At 65.4% G+C, this 19,382-nt stretch carries 20 protein-coding genes; 12 read left to right on the top strand and 8 right to left on the bottom strand.

Going from position 1 to position 19,382, the window contains the following annotated elements:
• The first annotated feature begins 18 nt into the window (after positions 1–18).
• Complete coding sequence (locus ACVIIV_RS07495) at positions 19–1,251, top strand: penicillin-binding protein activator (RefSeq protein WP_456743628.1); 1,233 nt, start codon at positions 19–21, stop codon at positions 1,249–1,251.
• Positions 1,252–1,387: 136 nt separating this feature from the next.
• On the opposite strand, the gene hemW is transcribed toward ACVIIV_RS07495, so the two are convergent.
• From hemW to rph, 3 genes are read right to left on the bottom strand one after another with little or no spacing between them, the layout of a single operon-like run.
• Positions 1,388–2,542 carry a radical SAM family heme chaperone HemW gene (hemW, locus tag ACVIIV_RS07490; RefSeq protein WP_456743627.1) on the bottom strand — a complete coding sequence of 385 codons (1,155 nt, stop codon included), beginning with the start codon at positions 2,540–2,542 and terminating at the stop codon, positions 1,388–1,390.
• Positions 2,529–3,164, bottom strand: a complete 636-nt coding sequence (gene rdgB, locus ACVIIV_RS07485) for an RdgB/HAM1 family non-canonical purine NTP pyrophosphatase (protein ID WP_456743626.1) — start codon at positions 3,162–3,164, stop codon at positions 2,529–2,531. Before rdgB ends, hemW begins: the two co-directional genes overlap by 14 nt.
• 10 nt (positions 3,165–3,174) lie before the next feature.
• Positions 3,175–3,888 carry a ribonuclease PH gene (rph, locus tag ACVIIV_RS07480; protein WP_456743625.1) on the bottom strand — a complete coding sequence of 238 codons (714 nt, stop codon included), beginning with the start codon at positions 3,886–3,888 and terminating at the stop codon, positions 3,175–3,177.
• A 168-nt stretch (positions 3,889–4,056) separates the two neighbouring features.
• Here rph and hrcA point away from each other — a divergent pair, with 168 nt between their 5' ends.
• Positions 4,057–5,145 (top strand): heat-inducible transcriptional repressor HrcA, encoded by a 1,089-nt coding sequence (gene hrcA, locus ACVIIV_RS07475; protein ID WP_456743624.1) that lies wholly within the window; start codon positions 4,057–4,059, stop codon positions 5,143–5,145.
• Positions 5,146–5,241: 96 nt separating this feature from the next.
• Positions 5,242–5,862 carry a nucleotide exchange factor GrpE gene (grpE, locus tag ACVIIV_RS07470; protein WP_456743623.1) on the top strand — a complete coding sequence of 207 codons (621 nt, stop codon included), beginning with the start codon at positions 5,242–5,244 and terminating at the stop codon, positions 5,860–5,862.
• Positions 5,863–5,922: 60 nt separating this feature from the next.
• On the opposite strand, the gene pncA is transcribed toward grpE, so the two are convergent.
• The gene (pncA, locus tag ACVIIV_RS07465; protein ID WP_456743622.1) at positions 5,923–6,645 is read right to left on the bottom strand and encodes a bifunctional nicotinamidase/pyrazinamidase; all 723 of its coding nucleotides are present in this window, start codon (positions 6,643–6,645) and stop codon (positions 5,923–5,925) included.
• Between the two features lie 271 nt (positions 6,646–6,916).
• Positions 6,917–7,858 carry a hypothetical protein gene (locus ACVIIV_RS07460; RefSeq protein ID WP_456743621.1) on the bottom strand — a complete coding sequence of 314 codons (942 nt, stop codon included), beginning with the start codon at positions 7,856–7,858 and terminating at the stop codon, positions 6,917–6,919.
• A 395-nt stretch (positions 7,859–8,253) separates the two neighbouring features.
• Between ACVIIV_RS07460 and dnaK the strand changes: the two genes are divergently transcribed.
• The 6 genes from dnaK (at position 8,254) to ACVIIV_RS07430 (ending at position 13,928) form a co-directional block, all read left to right on the top strand.
• Positions 8,254–10,155, top strand: coding sequence for a molecular chaperone DnaK (dnaK, locus tag ACVIIV_RS07455; RefSeq protein WP_025033017.1), 1,902 nt, complete (start codon positions 8,254–8,256; stop codon positions 10,153–10,155).
• Positions 10,156–10,414: 259 nt separating this feature from the next.
• Complete coding sequence (gene dnaJ, locus ACVIIV_RS07450) at positions 10,415–11,551, top strand: molecular chaperone DnaJ (protein WP_456743620.1); 1,137 nt, start codon at positions 10,415–10,417, stop codon at positions 11,549–11,551.
• 88 nt (positions 11,552–11,639) lie between these two features.
• The gene (locus ACVIIV_RS07445) at positions 11,640–12,239 is read left to right on the top strand and encodes a class I SAM-dependent methyltransferase (RefSeq protein ID WP_027574791.1); all 600 of its coding nucleotides are present in this window, start codon (positions 11,640–11,642) and stop codon (positions 12,237–12,239) included.
• Positions 12,240–12,296: 57 nt separating this feature from the next.
• Entirely contained in the window at positions 12,297–12,875 is a 579-nt protein-coding gene (locus tag ACVIIV_RS07440) for an NADPH-dependent FMN reductase (protein ID WP_456743619.1), read from the top strand.
• 6 nt (positions 12,876–12,881) lie between these two features.
• Entirely contained in the window at positions 12,882–13,592 is a 711-nt protein-coding gene (gene pyrF, locus ACVIIV_RS07435) for an orotidine-5'-phosphate decarboxylase (RefSeq protein ID WP_456743618.1), read from the top strand.
• Between the two features lie 24 nt (positions 13,593–13,616).
• Positions 13,617–13,928, top strand: a complete 312-nt coding sequence (locus tag ACVIIV_RS07430) for a DUF1330 domain-containing protein (protein ID WP_456743617.1) — start codon at positions 13,617–13,619, stop codon at positions 13,926–13,928.
• A 34-nt stretch (positions 13,929–13,962) separates the two neighbouring features.
• Here the strand turns inward: ACVIIV_RS07430 and ACVIIV_RS07425 are convergent, their stop codons facing one another.
• Positions 13,963–15,045: an ISAs1 family transposase gene (locus ACVIIV_RS07425; RefSeq protein ID WP_456742802.1), complete on the bottom strand. Its 1,083-nt coding sequence runs from the start codon at positions 15,043–15,045 to the stop codon at positions 13,963–13,965.
• 322 nt (positions 15,046–15,367) lie between these two features.
• Here ACVIIV_RS07425 and dapB point away from each other — a divergent pair, with 322 nt between their 5' ends.
• Positions 15,368–16,183 (top strand): 4-hydroxy-tetrahydrodipicolinate reductase, encoded by an 816-nt coding sequence (dapB, locus tag ACVIIV_RS07420; RefSeq protein ID WP_456743616.1) that lies wholly within the window; start codon positions 15,368–15,370, stop codon positions 16,181–16,183.
• Between the two features lie 82 nt (positions 16,184–16,265).
• The gene (locus tag ACVIIV_RS07415; protein WP_456743615.1) at positions 16,266–16,889 is read left to right on the top strand and encodes a 2,3-bisphosphoglycerate-dependent phosphoglycerate mutase; all 624 of its coding nucleotides are present in this window, start codon (positions 16,266–16,268) and stop codon (positions 16,887–16,889) included.
• A 145-nt stretch (positions 16,890–17,034) separates the two neighbouring features.
• Here ACVIIV_RS07415 and ACVIIV_RS07410 read toward each other — a convergent pair whose 3' ends face one another.
• The gene (locus tag ACVIIV_RS07410; RefSeq protein ID WP_456743614.1) at positions 17,035–17,931 is read right to left on the bottom strand and encodes a methylated-DNA--[protein]-cysteine S-methyltransferase; all 897 of its coding nucleotides are present in this window, start codon (positions 17,929–17,931) and stop codon (positions 17,035–17,037) included.
• Between the two features lie 54 nt (positions 17,932–17,985).
• Positions 17,986–18,519: a DUF2244 domain-containing protein gene (locus ACVIIV_RS07405; RefSeq protein WP_456743613.1), complete on the bottom strand. Its 534-nt coding sequence runs from the start codon at positions 18,517–18,519 to the stop codon at positions 17,986–17,988.
• Between the two features lie 22 nt (positions 18,520–18,541).
• Between ACVIIV_RS07405 and nth the strand changes: the two genes are divergently transcribed.
• Positions 18,542–19,294 (top strand): endonuclease III, encoded by a 753-nt coding sequence (gene nth / locus ACVIIV_RS07400; protein WP_456743612.1) that lies wholly within the window; start codon positions 18,542–18,544, stop codon positions 19,292–19,294.
• Positions 19,295–19,382 lie beyond the last annotated feature (88 nt).

Genomic DNA, 19,382 nt, shown 5'->3' with positions numbered 1-19,382 from the left:
GTCAGAAGAGAAGCTGCCATGGTGGGCCCGCATCATCCAAAGTCTCCCGTTCCGGGGTCCCGATCGTCGGGGGCGACCCGCCGGAGTGCGCTCGGCCTGTTGCTCGGTGCGCCCGTGCTGTCGGCCTGCGCCGGCGTGCAGCAAAGCCTCAGCCAGTTCTCCAACCCGTTCTCGAGCTCCGCACCGCCGGCCCAGCCGGCAGGTCCGCAGCAGCAGGCCACGACCGCCGGCACCGGCGGCGTCAAGGTCGGTCTGATCCTGCCGCTCTCGGCCGCCGGCAATGCGGGCCTCGCCGCGCAATCGATGCGCAACGCCGCCGAGATGGCGCTGGCCGAGTTCCAGAACCCGAACATTCAGCTGCTGATCAAGGACGACAATGGCAGCCCGCAAGGCGCCCAAGCCGGCGCGCAGCAGGCGGTCGACGAGGGCGCCGAGATCATCCTCGGGCCGCTGTTCGCGCAGTCGGTGCCGGCGGTGGCGCAGGTCGCGCGCACGCGCGGCATCTCCGTCATCGCCTTCTCGACCGATTCCAGCATCGCCGGCCGCGGCGTCTATCTGCTCTCGTTCCTGCCGGAGTCCGACGTCAACCGCATCGTCGAATATTCCGCCAGCATCGGAAAGCGCTCCGTGGCCGTGCTCGTGCCCGACAATGCCTATGGCAATGTCGTCGAGGCCGCGGTGAAGGCGGCCGTGCCGCGGCGTGGCGGGCGCATCGTCGCGTTCGAGAAATACGGCGCCGACCGCGCCACGCCGGCGCGCACCGTGGCGCAGCAGCTCGGCAGCGCGGACGCGCTGTTCATTGCCGATGACGGCGATGCCGTGGTGTCGGTGGCGGATGCGATGACGGCGGCAGGGGCGAATTTGCGCAACATCCAGCTGCTCGGCACCGGCTTGTGGGACAATCCGCGCGTCTATGCCAGCGCGGTGCTCCAGGGCGGACTTTACGCCGCGCCCGATCCGGCGGGCTTCCGCGCCTTCTCCGGCCGCTACCGCACCAAATACGGCGGCGAGCCGGTGCGGACCGCCACGCTCGCCTATGACGCGGTCGCCCTCGTCGCCGCGCTCGCGCGCACCCAGGGCACCACGCGCTTCTCCTCTGATGTCCTCACCAACCCTTCGGGATTCGCCGGCATCGACGGCCTGTTCCGATTCCGCGCGGATGGCACGAACGAGCGTGGGCTTGCGGTGATGAAGGTGACGCAGGGTGGCGGCGTTGCGGTTGCGGGCTCGCCGAAGAGTTTTGGGGCGTAGCTTCAGACGGTGCCGTAGGGTGGGTTAGCCCTGCAGATGCGCGAAGCGCATCTGCTCGGCGTAACCCACCAACTTCGTCCGGCGAATGCGGAAGCATGGTGGGTTACGCTTCGCTAACCCACCCTACGAGAGCTCCTTACGCCGCGAGATCCGCGACCACGGCATCCAGCACCGGGAATCCGCTGCTGGTCACGCGCAGGCGTCCCGTCGGGTCTACAGTGATCGCGCCTTCCTCGCGGAGCAGCGCGATGCGGCGCGGGTCGAGCGGGCGGCCCGAGAGGGCCTTGTAACGCTCGGGGTCGATGCCCTCGGCGAGACGCAATCCCATCAGCAGGAATTCGTCGGCGCGCTCTTCGCTGTTGAGGAGCTCGTCGGTGACGATTCCGTCGCCGTTGGTCTCGACCCGCATCAGCCAGGCTTCGGGACGCTTCTCGGTGGCGGTGGCGTGGCGCACGCCGTCAATGTCGAGGCGGCCATGCGCGCCCGGCCCGATGCCGGCATATTCCTCGCCGCGCCAGTACACCAGATTGTGCCGGCACTCGGCACCGCGCCGCGCGTGATTGGAGATCTCGTAGGCGGGCAGGCCGAGCTTGTCGCAGGTTTCCTGCGTGACGTCATAGAGCGCGCGTGCGACCGCTTCGTCCGGCGTCTTCAATTTGCCGGCCTGGTGCAGGCCGAAGAACGGCGTGCCTTCCTCGATGGTCAATTGATAGAGCGACAGATGCTCGGCCGCTTCATCAATGGCGTGTCGCAGCTCATCGGCCCACATCGCCGGCGTCTGGTCGGGGCGGGCGTAGATCAGGTCGAATGAATAGCGGTCGAACGAGCGGCGTGCGATGGCGACGGCGTCGAGCGCCTCGCGCGCGCTGTGCATGCGGCCGAGCGCCTTCAACGAGGCGTCATCGAGCGCCTGCACGCCGAGCGAGACGCGGTTGACGCCGGCGGCGCGATAGCCGGCAAAGCGCGTGGCTTCGACGCTGGTCGGGTTTGCTTCCAGCGTGACTTCGACATCGCCTGCGACGGTCCAGTGCTTGCCGATCGCATCGAGCACCGCGCCGACGGTTGCAGGCTGCATCAAGGACGGCGTGCCGCCGCCGAGGAAGATCGAGGTGATCTCGCGGCCAGGCGCGCGCTGTGCGGTCGTTGCGATCTCGCGCGCGAAGGCGGCCGCAAACCGCGCCTCGTCGATCGCGGCGTGGCGGACGTGGCTGTTGAAGTCGCAATAGGGACACTTCGACAGGCAGAACGGCCAGTGCACGTAGACGCCAAAGGCTTCCTTAGCGCGGCTCAAGGCAGATCTCCGCCAGTTTCACGAAGGCGCGGGCGCGGTGCGACAGGCCGAGCCCGATCGGCGGCAGGCCGTGCTTCTCGATGCTGGTCATCTCGCCGAAGGTGCGCGTGTGTCCGTCCGGCAAGAACATGGGATCGTAACCGAAGCCCGCATTCCCGCGCGGTGGCCAAACCAGCGTGCCGTCGACGCGCGCCTCGACCTCTTCGAGATGATCGTCGGGCCAGGCAACGCAAAGCGCGGAGACGAAATGCGCTCTGCGGCGGTCGGGCGTGGTGGCGCCGCGTTCCTGCAACAGCCGCTCGATCTGCGCCATCGCCGCTGCGAAGTCCTTGTTTGGACCGGCCCAGCGCGCGGAGAGAATGCCGGGCGCGCCGTTGAGCGCGTCGACCACGATGCCGGAATCGTCGGCGAAGGCGGGAAGCTTGGTCGCCCGCGCCGCCGCGATCGCCTTGATCGCGGCGTTGCTGCGGAAGTCGTGGCCGGTCTCGTCCGGCTCGGATAGGCCGAGCTCGCCGGCCGACACCGCCTCGATGCCGTACGGCGCAAGCAGCTCCCGCATCTCGGCGAGCTTGCCGGGATTGTGGGTCGCGATGACGAGCTTGTCCGTGATTCGGCGGTGCATGGCCTATTGACTACGCCACAGCCAGTTTCTGCAAGTCCACCAGACGCGCGACGCCCTTGCGCGCCAGCGCCATCAACGCCAGGAACTCGGCTTCCGTGAACGGCTCGCGTTCCGCGGTGCCCTGCACCTCGATGATGCGGCCATCGCCGGTCATGACGAAATTGGCATCGGTCTCGGCTTCGGAATCCTCGGCATAGTCGAGATCGAGCACCGGCGTGCCGTTGTAGATGCCGCAGGAGATCGCGGCGACGTTGTCGCGCAGCACATTGGCCTTGACCATGTTGCGCGCCTTCATCCAGGTGACGCAATCGGCGAGGGCAACCCAGGCGCCGGTGATCGAGGCCGTGCGCGTGCCGCCGTCGGCCTGAAGCACGTCGCAATCGACCGTGATCTGGCGTTCGCCGAGCGCTTCGAGATTGATGATGGTGCGAAGCGAGCGGCCGATCAGGCGCTGGATCTCGACGGTGCGGCCGCTCTGCTTTCCGGCGGAGGCCTCGCGGCGGGTCCGTTCCGAGGTCGCGCGCGGTAGCATGCCGTATTCGGCGGTGACCCAGCCGCGGCCCTGGCCCTTCAGCCACGGCGGCAGGCGGTCCTCGAGCGTGGCGGTGACCAGCACGTGGGTGTCGCCGAATTTCACCAGGCACGAGCCTTCCGCATATTTGACCACGCCGCGCTCCAGCGTCACGGGGCGCAATTCGTCGGGCGCACGGCGGCTTGGCCGCATGGGAAATCCTCCAAAACTCACGGGAAAAGGCTGTTCGCGGTGCTTGTAGGTGGGGCGGGGGTGGGCGGCAAGGTTTTTTCACCCCCTGATGGCGAGGCCGCAAACGCCACGCTTGTCAGAACCGCCCGGGATGGACAAATTATGAGCATCTGAGAGGAGTTACCGTCTGTGGCCCATCACGATCCGATCCATCTGATCGCGCCGCGCGCAGGCCTTGCCCAGCTCAACGAGCGTTCCCGCGACATCTTTCGTCAAATTGTCGAAAGCTATCTCGCGACCGGCGAGCCGGTGGGCTCGCGCAATATCTCGCGCCTGATCGCGATGCCGCTGTCGCCGGCCTCGGTCCGCAACGTCATGGCGGATCTGGAACAGCTCGGCCTGATCTATGCCCCGCACACCTCGGCGGGCCGGCTGCCGACGGAACTCGGGCTGCGCTTCTTCGTCGATGCCCTGATGCAGGTCGGCGACCTCAACGAGGCCGAACGCCAGTCGATCCAGAGCCAGCTCTCCTCGGTCGGCGAAGCGCAGTCGGTCGAGGCGGCGCTGGACCAGGCCTTGATGCGGCTCTCCGGCCTCACCCGGGCCGCCGCCGTCGTGTTGACACCAAAATCCAATGCGCGGCTGAAGCACATCGAATTCGTCCGCCTGGAACCGGAGAAAGCGCTGGTGATCCTGGTCGGCGAGGACGGCCAGGTCGAGAACCGCGTGCTGACGCTGCCGCCGGGGGTTCCTTCCTCGGCGATCACCGAGGCCGGCAATTTCCTCAATGCGCGCATTCGCGGCCGCACGCTGGCCGAGGCGCGGCTCGAGCTCGAGACTGCGCTCGCCGAGGCCCGTGCCGAGCTCGATCAGCTCACGCAGAAGGTGATCTCGGCCGGCATCGCCAGCTGGTCCGGCGGCGAGCACGAGGACCGCCAGCTCATCGTTCGAGGCCATGCCAATCTGCTCGAAGATCTGCATGCGCTGGAGGATCTGGAGCGGGTGCGCCTGTTGTTCGACGATCTCGAGACCAAGCGCGGCGTGATCGACCTGCTCGGCCGGGCCGAGACCGCCGAGGGCGTGCGCATCTTCATCGGCAGTGAGAACAAGCTGTTCTCGCTGTCGGGGTCCTCCACCATCATCTCGCCCTATCGGGATGCCGCCGGCCACATCGTCGGCGTTCTCGGCGTGATCGGCCCGACGCGGCTGAATTACGCCCGCGTGATCCCGACCGTGGACTACGCCGCCCGCATCGTCAGCCGCCTGCTGGGGGGCTGACCGGCGTTTCCGCCGATCACGGGCGCTTGATTTTCGTGGGCTTAAGCACGATATCCGAGCCAACAATCCCTGGAAACGAGTTCGAGATTAGAGCCGATGACCGAGCAAGACCGGCAACCCGAAGACACGACTGCAGCGACCGGCGAGCCCGTGGTGTCAAAACCCTACATCATGCCCGACGATCCCGAGCCCGGTTCGGTCGAGACGTTGCAGAAGGAAGCCGCCGAAGCGCGCGACCGCATGTTGCGGACGCTGGCCGAGATGGAGAATCTGCGCAAGCGCACCACCAAGGAGGTCGCTGACGCCCGCCTTTACGGCATCACCGGCTTTGCCCGCGACGTGCTCGACATCGCCGACAATCTCCAGCGCGCGCTCGATGCCGTTCCGGCCGAAGCGCGTGCCGCGGCCGATCCCGGCCTGATCTCGCTGATCGAGGGCGTCGAGCTCACCGAACGTTCGCTGCTCAACGCGCTGGAGAAGCACGGCGTAAAGAAGTTCGATCCGCAGGGCCAGAAATTCGATCCGAACTTCCAGCAGGCGATGTTCGAAGTTCCCGATGCGTCGGTGCCGTCCGGCACCGTGGTGCAGGTCGTGCAGGCCGGCTACACCATCGGCGAGCGCGTGCTGCGCCCGGCGCTGGTCGGTGTCGCCAAAGGCGGCGCGAAGGCCGCGCCGGCGGCGAACAACAACAATGAGTCGAGCGGCGCGCCGAATTGAGTTTCGGTGTCATTCCGGGTTCGGCTCTTCGAGCCGCCCCGGAATGACTGCGCGAAACACCTACGCGCTAACCGCGATGTCCGCGGACTGAATCCGCTTCACGCCGGCCTTGGCCATGTCGGCCCAGGCCTTGGCCAACGAGCCCTGCGTGTCGATGCCGCGGCAGGCGTCCTCCACCACATAGACCTCGAAGCCCGCCTTGCGCGCGTCGAGCGCGGTCCAGGCGACGCAGAAATCTGTTGCGAGCCCTGCAACGAAGACGCGCTTGATCTTGCGCCCCTTCAGATAGCCGGCAAGCCCCGTCGAGGTCTTGCCGTCGGCTTCGAGGAAGGCCGAGTAGCTGTCGACATCCTTGTGAAAACCCTTGCGGATGATGAGCTCGGCGTGCGGGATCGCAAGGTCCTTCGATAGCGCGGCGCCATCGGTGCCCTGCACGCAATGATCGGGCCACAGCACCTGCTTGCCGTAGGGCAGGTCGATGGTCTCGAACGGCTTCTTGCCGGAGTGGACTGACGCAAACGAAACATGGCCGGGCGTGTGCCAGTCCTGCGTCAGCACCACGTTGGCGAACGCTTTCGAAACTCTGTTTATGACGGGCACCACCTGCTCGCCTTCCTTCACCGCGAGGCTGCCGCCGGGCAGGAAGCAATTCTGCACGTCGATCACCAGCAGCGCGGATGCATCGTCCGGCTTGATCGATGCGGCCGCGAACAGCGCGGTTGGCGCCAGCGTCGCCAGCGCCGTCGTTCCAAGCATTGCCAAGACGTATCGCCGATCCAGCATCGTTCGCCTCCCTGGGATGATCCAACGGGAGGGAAGCCTAGTTCCGTTCGTATACGAACAGAAGCCCGAAAATGCGGCCGGTTCTGGTGAGCGGTTGGGCTCGCCGCCCCAACATCGCTGTCGTCCCGGGCAAGCGAAGCGCAGACCCGGGACCCCCATACCCCCAAGGGAGATGTTTGGCGAAGACCAGGGGTGGGTACTTCCCCATCGGGAGATCACGCGGTATGGGTCCCTTGCTTTCGCAGGGTCGACACCGAGTATGCCGAACGGCTCAGCCCTTCGGCTGGATGCCGTCGCGCACGGCGCGGAAGCGGGTGAAGGCGGCTTGCCATTTGTCGCGCGGGGCACTGGCGATGATGCGCAATGATGCGCCGCCAGTCGAGAAGCGAATCCACTGCACCACGGTCACCGGGACCTTGTCCTTGCCGCTGACGCCGTCGATCCGGGTCTCGAAACCCTGCTGGCCGTTGATGCGGATCGGCTCGGACATGGTGATGCGCGACTCGCGCACGCCGGGAATCTGGAGGGCCGCCTCCTGGGCGAAGCGGGCGCGGTCGTCGGCCTGCTGCGGGGTGGCGCCGATCAGGCCGAGGATCATGAACGGCCTCGACTCGTAGCCCGTGCTCTCATCGCCGTCGGCCAGGATGATGCTCGAGCCCGGCGCCAGGGTCCGGATGTCCTTGAAGTCGGCGAGATCGGTGATCTTGAACGGCATCAGCGCGATCTGCTCTTCGGCCGAGACCTGCCTGCGGGTGGTGGCGCTCGCGAACATCTGCCGCACCGCTTCATCCGTGTAGATCTTGGTCGCATTCTCCGGGATCTGCACCGCGACATAGCCGGAGAAGCCGGCGCCGGGCACGATCATCGAATAGCGCTTCACCGGGGTCTCGCCGGCCTTGCCGCTTTCGCTGGTGAAATAGGCAAGGCCCGCGGGTGTCTCGATCTTGTCCTGCTTGACGCCATTGGCCCCGGCGGGATTGGAATTGAAGGCGCTCACGACCTCGCCATAGGCCGCCGGCGGCAACTCGGTGATCAGCACCTTGACGCTGCCGTCCTCGCTCTCGAAGCCCGGGAAGGTCTTGGCCGTGCTGAGGCCGATCAACGGCACCATGCCGAGACGCAAGCCAGGTGGGAAAACGGCGTCGGCGGCGAACGCCGGACACGCGGAGGCGGCGAGGAGGGCGAGCGCGGCGAGGGGGCGGATCAGCTTCATGGGCACTCTGATTGGTTCACATTGAGGCCGTTCGATGGTCGGCCAGCGGGCCGCATTGTCGCGCGAAGCAGCTGCGCCGGCTGTCCGACCCGGTCCGTCTTTTAGCGGGTTTGGCCTTGCCGCAACAGGGCGGGGCCGGTTGCGGTAGCGGGGGCTTGCCGAAGCCCGAACCTGTTAATAATTCCTCACCCGCAAGGGCGGTGGAGCCCGGACATCATCTTCCAAAACCCAATGTTTTCGCGGCAGAAACGTAGCTTCGGTCCTTGCGGGCCCCTCCCCCCCTCCTATATGAGCCTCAATCATCGCAATATCGCGGATGTTTGATCTTAGGGGGTTTCGGTTCGGGTGCCTTCTGGGCCCAGCCAACCTGCCGCAAAAAGAAGGATATCAGGACCATGGGAAAGGTCATTGGGATCGACCTCGGCACCACGAATTCGTGCGTCGCCGTGATGGATGGCAAGAACGCCAAAGTCATCGAGAATTCCGAAGGCATGCGCACGACGCCTTCGATCGTCGCCGTCACGGATGACGGTGAGCGCCTCGTCGGCCAGCCGGCCAAGCGCCAGGCCGTCACCAATCCCGAGCGTACCTTCTTCGCAGTGAAGCGCCTCATCGGCCGCCGCTACGACGACCCGATGGTCGAGAAGGACAAGAAGCTCGTCCCCTACAAGATCGTAAAGGCTTCCAACGGCGACGCCTGGGTCGAGGCCGACGGCCAGACCTACTCGCCCTCGCAGGTCTCGGCGTTCATCTTGCAGAAGATGAAGGAGACCGCGGAAGCCCATCTCGGCCAGAAGGTCGACCAGGCCGTCATCACTGTTCCCGCCTACTTCAACGACGCCCAGCGCCAGGCGACCAAGGACGCCGGCAAGATCGCGGGCCTCGAAGTGCTGCGCATCATCAACGAGCCGACCGCGGCCGCGCTCGCCTACGGCCTCGACAAGACCAAGGCCGGCACCATCGCCGTGTACGATCTCGGCGGCGGCACGTTCGATATCTCCATTCTCGAGATCGGCGACGGCGTGTTCGAGGTGAAGTCGACCAACGGCGACACCTTCCTCGGCGGCGAAGATTTCGACATGCGCCTGGTCGGCTATCTCGCTGACGAGTTCCAGAAGGAGCAGGGCATCAACCTGCGCAATGACAAGCTCGCCCTGCAGCGCCTGAAGGAAGCCGCTGAAAAGGCCAAGATCGAGCTGTCGTCGACGACGCAGACCGAGATCAACCTGCCCTTCATCACCGCGGACCAGACCGGCCCGAAGCATCTGACGATGAAGCTCACCCGCGCCAAGTTCGAGGCGCTGGTCGACGACCTCATCCAGAAGACCGTCGAGCCCTGCCGCAAGGCGCTGAAGGATGCCGGCGTCACCGCCGGTGAGATCGGCGAAGTCGTGCTGGTCGGCGGCATGTCGCGCATGCCGAAGGTCCAGGAAGTCGTGAAGCAGCTGTTCGGCAAGGAGCCGCACAAGGGCGTCAACCCGGACGAAGTCGTGGCGATCGGCGCCGCGATCCAGGCCGGCGTGCTCCAGGGCGACGTCAAGGACGTGCTGCTGCTCGACGTGACCCCGCTGTCGCTGGGCATCGAGACGCTGGGCGGCGTGTTCACCCGTATCATCGACCGCAACACCACGATCCCGACCAAGAAGAGCCAGGTGTTCTCGACGGCTGAAGACAATCAGAATGCCGTCACCATCCGCGTCTTCCAGGGCGAACGTGAAATGGCGGCCGACAACAAGATGCTCGGCCAGTTCGACCTGATGGGCATTCCGCCGGCTCCGCGCGGCATGCCGCAGATCGAGGTGACCTTCGACATCGACGCCAACGGCATCGTCAACGTCTCGGCCAAGGACAAGGCCACGGGCAAGGAGCAGCAGATTCGCATCCAGGCCTCGGGCGGTCTGTCGGAAGCCGACATCGAGAAGATGGTCAAGGACGCCGAGGCCAATGCCGAGGCGGACAAGAAGCGCCGCGAAGCCGTGACCGCCAAGAACGAGGCCGATGGCCTGGTGCATTCGACCGAGAAGGCGCTGGCCGAGCACGGTTCGAAGGTCGCCGAGAGCGAGCGCCGCGCCATCGAGGATGCCGTCAGCGACCTCAAGGAAGCGCTGAAGGGCGACGATGCCGAGGCGATCAAGGCCAAGACCCAGACGCTGGCGCAAGCTTCGATGAAGCTCGGCGAGGCCATGTACAAGCAGCAGGCCGAGGCCGACGCCAAGAAGGATGCGGCCAAGGACGACGTCGTCGACGCGGAATTCACCGAGGTCGACGACGACAAGAACAACAAGAAGTCTGCATAAGCCCGAGAGGGTGACGATGCGGACGGCTTGGACCCCACACGCGCTACCGGCCTCCTCCCTCGCGGGGGAGGCCGTCGTGTCGGGCAGGACGGGCCAAGACTCTTCTAAAGTAGGCCCCGTTACGATCGATCAATTCCCTATCGTTATGCTGGACGCCGCCATGCGGTCCTCTGCCGCAAGGCGGAAGGCTGCCTATATTGTTTCGTGGCGACGTCGTTTCGCTCCGACTTGAATCGCGATTGGATAGACCGAGCTCAACATGTCCACGTCCACCAAGCGCTGCTACTACGAGACCCTGGAAGTCGAACGCGACGCCGACGAAGGCAAGCTGAAGTCGTCCTTCCGCAAGCTGGCGATGAAATTCCATCCTGACCGTAACCCGGGGGATGAGACCAGCGAGGTCAAGTTCAAGGAAATCAACGAGGCTTACGAGGTCCTGAAGGACAAGGACAAGCGCGCCGCCTACGACCGTTATGGCCACGCCGCGTTCGAGCAGGGCGGCGGCTTCGGCGGCGCTGCCGGTTTCGGCGCAGGCTTCGCCTCCTCGTTCTCCGACATTTTCGAGGATTTGTTCGGCATGGCCGGACAGCGCAGCCGCGGCGGCCGCGAGCGCGGGGCGGACCTGCGCTACAATATGGAAATCACGCTCGAGGAAGCCTTTGGCGGCAAGACCGCGCAGATCGAGATCCCGGTCTCGGTCACTTGCGAGGCCTGCTCGGGCATCGGTGCCAAGGCCGGTACCAAGCCGAAGACCTGCTCGACCTGCGGCGGCGCCGGCCGCGTGCGCCAGTCGCAGGGCTTCTTCACGCTCGAGCGCACCTGTCCCGGCTGTCAGGGACGCGGCCAGATGATCGAGGACGCTTGCCCGTCCTGCGCGGGACAAGGACGCGTCACGCGCGAGCGCACGCTGTCGGTCAACATTCCGCAAGGCGTCGAGGATGGCACACGGATCAGGCTCGCCGGCGAGGGTGAAGCCGGGGTCCGTGGCGGTCCGCCCGGCGACCTCTACATCTTCCTGTCGCTGGCCCAGCACCAGTTTTTCCAGCGCGACGGCGCCGATCTGCATTGCCGCGTGCCGATCTCGATGGTGACGGCCGCGCTCGGCGGCGAATTCGAGGTGCCGACCATCGACAAGGGCAAGACCAAGGTGAAGGTACCGGCCGGAACCCAGTCGGGCCGCCGATTCCGCATTGCATCAAAAGGCATGCCGGTGCTGCGGTCGCGTCAGATGGGCGACATGTACGTCCAGGTCATGGTCGAGACCCCGCAGAACCTCACCAAGAAGCAGCAGGAATTGCTGGCCGAGTTCGAAAAACTCTCCTCCGGCAACACCCAGCCGGAATCAGAGGGTTTCTTCGCCAAGGTCAAGGATTTCTTCGGTAATCGGGCGAATTGACTCGTCTTGACCGTGCCGCCTTCGGCCTATACGTCTTTATGACCATTTTCTGACACGCCGCGGTCCCGCGGTCCCGTCCGGTCCCGACATGCCATTGCCATCGTCCGCGCGTGCGTTGAAGAAGCCTCGTCTCGACGACGAGGTGCGCTTTCTCAGGTCGTGGATCGAAAAGCCACTGCACATGGGCGCGGTGATGCCGTCAGGCAAGCTGCTGGCCCGGACCATGGCTCATTATGTCGATCCCGATTCCGACGCACCGGTGGTGGAGCTCGGCCCCGGCACCGGCGCCATCACCTCGGCGCTGATCGAGCGCGGCGTCGACCAGAAGCGTCTCGTGCTCGTCGAATACAATCCCGGCTTCTGCGCGCTGCTGCGCGACCGCTACCCGCAGGCCAAGGTGGTGCAGGGCGATGCCTATCGCCTGCGCGACACGCTCTGGAATGTCTTGAGCGCGCCGGCTAGCGCGGTCGTCTCCGGCCTGCCGCTCGTCACAAAACCGATGCTGACGCGGCTGCGGCTCATCCGCGATGCCTTCACGGCGCTCGCGCCCGGTGCGCCCTTCATCCAGTTCACCTATGCGGTGGTGCCGCCGATCCCGAAATCGCTGCCCGGCGTGTCCACAGAGGCCTCGGAACGGATCTGGATGAACCTTCCGCCGGCCCGCGTCTGGGTGTATCGCAAGGACTAATTCCGCCGGCTCTTCCTCTTGCGCGGCGGGCTCGTTTCGCCGAACGCATGGGATCGGATGTCCGCACCCAAAATCCTGATCATTCCCGGCTCACTGCGCACCGGCTCGCACAATGTGAAGCTGGCGGCGCTGGCTGCCCATGAATTCGCTCAGGCCGGCGTGGACGTCACCCGCATCTCGCTGGCCGATTTTCCGCTGCCGATCTACGACGGCGATCTCCAGGCCAAGTCCGGCGTGCCCAAGCACGCCATCAATCTCAAGCGCATGATCGGCGCCCACCACGGCGTCCTCATCGTCTCGCCCGAATACAACGCCTCGGTGCCGCCGCTACTGAAGAACGCGATCGACTGGGTCAGCCGTGTGCACGAGCTGCACGAGGCGCGCGGCGAGGTGTTCCGCAACCGCGTCTTCGCGCTCGCCGGGGCCTCGCAGAGCCGGCTTGGCGCCGCCCGCGCGCTCCAGGCCTTGCGGCTGATCCTCTCCTCCTGCCACGCCAATGTGATTGCCAGCCAGCTCACGCTCGCCTTTGCCGACCAGGCCTATGACGATATGGACAGGCTGAAGCACGAGGGCGATATCGCCGCGTTGAAGGAGCTGGTAGCGCAGTTGATCGACATTTCCCAACGCATGATGTGAGGTGACATGACGCCAGCCGAGATCGCCCCGAAAGACCGCCTGATCGTTGCGCTCGATTTGCCGAGCGTTGATGCCGCGGAGGCGATGATCGCGATGCTCGGCGACAGCGTCTCGTTCTACAAGATCGGCTATCAGCTCGCTTATGCCGGCGGCCTGCCACTGATCGGCAAGCTCGCCGACAAGGGCAAGAAGGTGTTCGCCGATCTCAAGATGCACGACATCGGCAATACGGTGACGCGTGGTGTGGAGAGCGTGGCCAAGCTGGGTGCGACCTTCGTCACCGTGCACGCCTATCCGCAGACCATGAAGGGCGCCGTCGAAGGCCGCGGCAGTGCCAGCCTCAAGATCCTCGCCGTCACGGTTCTGACCTCCTACAACGACGACGATCTGCATGCGGCAGGCTATCGGCTCAGCGTCTCCGAGCTGGTCGAGGCGCGCGCGCAGCAGGCGCAGGTACTCGGCGTCGATGGCCTGGTGTCCTCGCCGGAGGAAGTCGGTGCATTGCGCAAGATCGTCGGCCACCAGATGAGCCTCGTCACGCCCGGCATTCGTCCGGCGGGTGCCGCCAGTGGTGACCAGAGGCGCATAATGACCCCGGGCCGTGCGATCACCGCGGGCGCGGACTATCTCGTCGTCGGGCGCCCGGTGGTGGAAGCCGCCGATCCAAAGGCGGTCGCCGACGCCATTCACGCTGAGATCGCGCAGGCTCTCAGCTAACCACCACCAACAGGGAGAACAACAATGGCAAAGGGCTACTGGATCGGGCGTGTCGACGTGAGCAATGACGAGGGCTACAAGCCCTACGCCGTCGCCAACGGTCCGATCTTCAAGAAATGGGGCGGCCGTTTTGTCGTCCGCGCCGGCAGGTTCACCACGGTCGAAGGCGCCAGCCGCAACCGCAACGTCGTGATCGAATTCCCGGACTACGAAACGGCGCTCGCCTGCTACAACTCGCCGGAATACCAGGCCAACATCAAGGTGCGCCAGCCGCACTCGATCGCCGACCTCATCATCATCGAAGGCTATGACGGCCCGCAGCCGCAGGACGGCTGAGGCTCTCTTTCTTACCCTCCCCTGGAGGGTAGGGCTATCGCATATGGGCGAGAGTGGAGAGAAGGAAGTCGTTATTCCATCTGGCCTGGAGCATTTTGTGGCTGATGCGCGCGGGACCGGGCGTTGCCTGCAGGGCATTGATGGCCAGCTTGCGAATAAGAGCGAGATTTTCCGCAGCGTGATCCTTGCGGCTGCGGCAGGCGTCCTCGTCGAACAGAACGTCGAGAACCCAGTGCAGGTTGTTCTCGATGCTCCAGTGGGCGCGCACGGCCTCGAGCAGCTTTTTGGCCGACAGCAGGCGCGAGGCCAGGAAATATCGGACCGTATGCTTGGCGGTCTTGCCCGAGTTGGCGCGCCAACTGTCGATGCGGCCGACGGCGGCGATAGCAGGGAAGTCGTATTGCTTCGCCAACTGTGGCGCCGGCGCGATGATGGCCTGCCGGCGTTCGATGCGGCCGTGGGCGGTGGCCCTTCGTTGACTCGCTCGCGCAGCCTTTCGGGCTGTGTCGACCAGCGTCTTGGCGGCCTTGAAGAGCCGGCCACGATTGCTCTTGATGGCCAACACGTAGTGCCCCTTCCGGTCGCGGATGGCTTGCGCGGTATCGGGCCGGCAATGCAAGGCGTCGGCGGTGACAAGAGCTCCGTCCAGATCGAGCAGCGCGAGGACTTCGAGAGCTCCAGCAACCTCGTTGCGATTGGGGGCCTTCCGCTGAGCCAACGCCATACGCGTGCCGGCCGCCCAGACGTTGACCATATGCAGCGGCGTGGCCTGCCGGCCACGCGCGAAGGCTCCGCGCAGAGCCTTGCCGTCGATGCTGACCACGCCCTCGATGCCGAAGCTCTTGCTGAACTTGCGCAAAACCGCTTCCAGACCTTTCGGGTCCAGCGCACGGAAGACGTTGCTGAACGTATCGTGGCTCGGAATACCGTGCCTAAGCTCCAGGAATCGCCGCAACAGTTCCTCGCGGCCTTGGCCGAAGAACTCGAACTCGGTGCAGGTCTTGGCGCCAGCCAGCGTAGCCGCCAATGCAATGACAAGGATATCCACCAGATCGTGTCGGCTGTTGCTGGCGCGCGGATCCTTGAGCGGTCGAAACAGGCGCTTGAGCTTGCGCATTTAGGGCTCCCTCGGGAATCGAGAGACACCCAAAGAATCCAGTTCCAGCCGCTTGGCAACACCCCGCCAACGCCATATGCGATTCCCCTACCCTGGAGGGGGAGGGTCGCTGAGCATGTAGCGAAGCGGAATGCGCAGCGGGGTGGGGTGATCTCTCCACACGTGCACTGTTCGTCTGGGAGAGACTGTCACCCCACCCCGCTCGCGCTACGCGCGATCGACCCTCCCCCTCCAGGGGAGGGTGGCTGCGCGCGCTTGGCCCACCCCCTCGGTTGCCGGAACTGCATCCCCCCGCTACAACGGCAGCGAAGAGGATCACACCATGTCCGACATGCGCTTGATTGTTGCTGGGGCCGGCGGCCGGATGGGCCGGGCGCTGACGCGGGCGATTGCCGAGAGCGAAGGCGCGGTGCTGGCGGGCGCGCTGGAGGCGCCGGGCTCCGAGCTGCTCGGCAAGGATGCCGGCGTGCTCGCGGGCTTGCCGGCCAACGGGATCAAGCTATCCGCCGATCTCTGGGCGATGTCCAAGGATGCCGACGGCATTCTCGACTTCACCGTGCCGGCGGCAACCATCGCCAATGTCGCGATCGCCGCCGAGCGCGGCCTCGTGCATGTCATCGGCACCACCGGGTTGTCCGGCTCGGACAATGCCGTGATCAAGAGCGTCACCAACCGCGCGGTGGTGGTGCAATCCGGAAACATGAGCCTCGGCGTCAACCTGCTCGCCGCCGTGGTCAAGCGCGTCGCCAAGGCGCTCGACCAGACTTTCGACATCGAGATCGTCGAAACCCATCATCGCATGAAGGTCGATGCGCCATCCGGCACGGCTCTGATGTTGGGCCAGGCCGCAGCTAGCGGCCGCGGCGTCACCCTCGATGACCATTCCGAGCGTGGGCGTGACGGCATCACCGGCGCGCGCAGGCCGGGCAATATCGGTTTCGCCTCCTTGCGCGGCGGCACCGTGGCCGGCGATCACAGCGTCGCCTTTCTCGGTCCGTTCGAGCGCCTGACGCTGTCGCATCAGGCCGAGGATCGCATGCTGTTCGCCCATGGCGCGCTCAAGGCGGCGCTGTGGGCGCACGGCAAGGCGCCGGGGCACTACTCCATGGCCGACGTGCTCGGCCTATCCGACATCTGAACGAGAGCATGATCCGGAAAAGTGTGAAGCGCTTTTCCGACCAGATCATGCGCGAAACAATAAACTAGATGGAAAGCAGTTGATGAGTGAACGTCTCCTCGTGCTCGTGCGCCATGGCCAGAGCGAATGGAATCTGAAGAACCTGTTCACGGGCTGGAAGGACCCTGATCTCACCGAGCTCGGCGTGAACGAAGCCAAGGAAGCCGGCCGCAAGCTGAAGGCGCAGGGCCTCGTGTTCGACGTCGCCTACACCTCGGTGCTGACGCGCGCGCAGCACACGCTCGATCTCATCCTCGCCGAGCTCGGCCAGGACGGCCTGCCGACGTCGAAGAACCTCGCGCTCAACGAGCGCGACTATGGCGATCTCTCCGGCCTCAACAAGGACGATGCCCGCAAGAAATGGGGCGAGGACCAGGTGCTGATCTGGCGCCGCTCTTATGACGTGCCGCCGCCCGGCGGCGAAAGCCTGAAGGACACGCTCGCGCGCGCGCTGCCGTATTACGTGCAGGAGATCCTGCCCGCCGTGCTCAACGGCAAGCGCACGCTGGTTGCCGCCCACGGCAACTCGCTGCGCGCGCTGATCATGGTGCTGGAGAAGCTCTCGCCGGAGGGCATTCTGAAGCGCGAGCTCGCCACCGGCGTGCCGATCATCTACCGGCTCAACGCGGATTCGACGGTGGCCTCGAAGCTCGATCTGGCGGGTTGATCTCTTCGCCTCTCCCCGCGTGCGGGGAGAGGCCGGAATCCGCGCGTAGCGCGAATTCCGGGTGAGGGGAACTCTCCGCGAGTCCGGCTGTCACCGCCCCTGTGGAGAGTCCCCCTCTCCCTGCAGGCGGGGCGAGGGAGAAGACCTACTGCACCCCCAGGCGTCCCGCTTCCCAGCCCAGCATCGCCTGCTTGCGGGTGATGCCCCAATGGTAGCCGGTGAGCGTGCCGCTCTTGCCGAGCGCGCGGTGGCATGGCACGACGAAGGAGACCGGGTTCTTGCCGACGGCAGCACCGACGGCGCGTGAGGCCTTCGGATTGTTGATGTTGCAGGCGATGTCGGAGTAGGACACCGCGCGCCCCATCGGAATTTTCAGCAGCGTCTCCCACACCCGCACCTCGAAATCGGTGCCGATCAGGACCACGCGCAGCGGCTGGTCCGGCCGCCACAGCTTTGGGTCGAAGATGCGCGCGGCGAGCGGCGCGGTGCCTTCGTGATCTTCCACATAAGTGGCGTTCGGCCAGCGCCGCGTCATGTCGGCGAGTGCGATCTTCTCCTCGCCGTGATCGGCGAAGGCAAGCCCGGACAGGCCGCGATCGGTGGCGATCACGATCGCGGTGCCGAACGGCGAGGGATGGAAGCCGTAGCGCAGGGTGAGGCCGGCACCGCCGTTCTTCCACTCGCCCGGCGACATCGCTTCGTGGGTGACGAAGAGATCGTGCAGCCGGCCCGGTCCCGACAGGCCGGAGTCGAGCGCTGCGTCAAGGATGCTGGCGGAATCCCTGAGCAGGTTCTTGGCGTGGTCGAGGGTAAGCGCCTGCATGAAAGCCTTCGGTGTGATCGAAGCCCAGCGGCGGAACAGATGGTGCAGCTCATCCGGTGTGACGCCGGCAGCATCCGCCATCGCCTCGATGGTCGGCTGCGCGCGCCAGTTCGCCGAGATGAAGGCGATCGCCCGCCGCACCGAATCATAGTCGCGCAACGCGGCGTTCTGGGTGCCCGGCCTGGCCAGGCGCTGGTCATGTATCGCGAGGGTCATCATGTCCGGAAATGTAGGAGAGGGGGTGGCTTGAAGCCACCCGATTTCCGACTGTGCTCAGGTCACCGGATTATAGGTCGGGCCGCGCCGCGCGGCGTTGAGGGCTCCAACCAAGGCATTGTAAAAACTAGCTTTTTCTTCCGGCCCGAGAAAGCCGGCGATGAGCAGCCGGCGGCCGCGCGAGATCAAATAGAGATGCTCGATGCCGTATTCCTCGTCGACCTCCTGGTCGAGCCGGACCCAGAGCGGGTTGAAGGTCCATTCGGCGACCTGGCCACGATCGCTGACGCGCCGCACGCGCAGTTCCGACGGCGTCACCACGATTTCCTCGCTGGCCCGTGCCGCCCGGAAATTGACCTTGAAGGCCCACCAGATCACCAGCACGTCGAGACCGAAGAAGCCGAACACCGGCCAGGCGCCCATCATCAGGAAAGCGAGGCCCGTGACGAAGCTGACGGCGCTCAGGAACAGCATCACGGCGAGGAAACCGGTGCGGTTCAGCGAGCGGTGCGGCGTCAGCAGCGCGGAGAAAATCTGAGGCTCGATCTCGCTTTCAGATTGCGCGCGCTCAATTTCGTTGCCTGTGCTCATCGTCCATCAGTATATCCCGATCATGGCGAAAATCACCCGCAAGCCGGTCCCGCGCAAAGCGGCGGTGCCGAAGAAGAAGGCAAAGCCGATCGCGGCAAAGCCGAAATCCTCCGCGAAAAAACCACTCAAGGCGACGAGACCCTGGACGCCGGCCGAGATCCGCGAGGTCTTCAGCCGTTTCCGCAAGGCCAATCCGGAGCCGAAGGGCGAGCTCGAGCACGTCAACCCGTTCACGCTGTTGGTCGCCGTGGTGCTGTCGGCGCAGGCGACCGACGCCGGCGTCAACAAGGCGACGCGCGCGTTGTTCGAGGTCGCGGACACCCCGCAGAAGATGCTCGACCTCGGCGAGGAGTCCTTACGCGAATACATCAAGACGATCGGTCTCTATCGTACCAAGGCCAAGAACGTGATCGCGCTGTCGGCAAAGCTGCTCAGTGAATTCGGCGGCCAAGTGCCGCGCACGCGCGCCGAGATCGAGTCGTTGCCCGGCGCAGGGCGCAAGACGGCCAACGTCGTGCTCAACATGGCGTTCGGCGAGCACACCATGGCGGTCGACACGCACGTGTTCCGCGTCGGTAACCGCACCGGGCTTGCGCCCGGCAAGACGCCGCTGGAGGTCGAACTCGGTCTCGAAAAGGTGATCCCGGCCGAGTTCATGCTGCATGCCCATCATTGGTTGATCCTGCACGGCCGCTATACTTGCCTCGCCCGCAAGCCGCGCTGCGAGGTCTGCCTGATCAACGATCTCTGCCGGTGGCCGGAGAAGACGGTGTGAGATAGCAACTCGTCATTCCGGGGCGCCTCGAAGAAGCGACCCCGGAATCACCGCGGTGAGATTCGCGTTCGAACAAGTGGGTGTGGGG

This window comes from Bradyrhizobium sp. USDA 4354, from assembly GCF_054060315.1.
The sequence above is the reverse complement of the archived record's forward strand: the minus strand, read 5'-3'. Positions and strand labels throughout refer to the sequence as shown.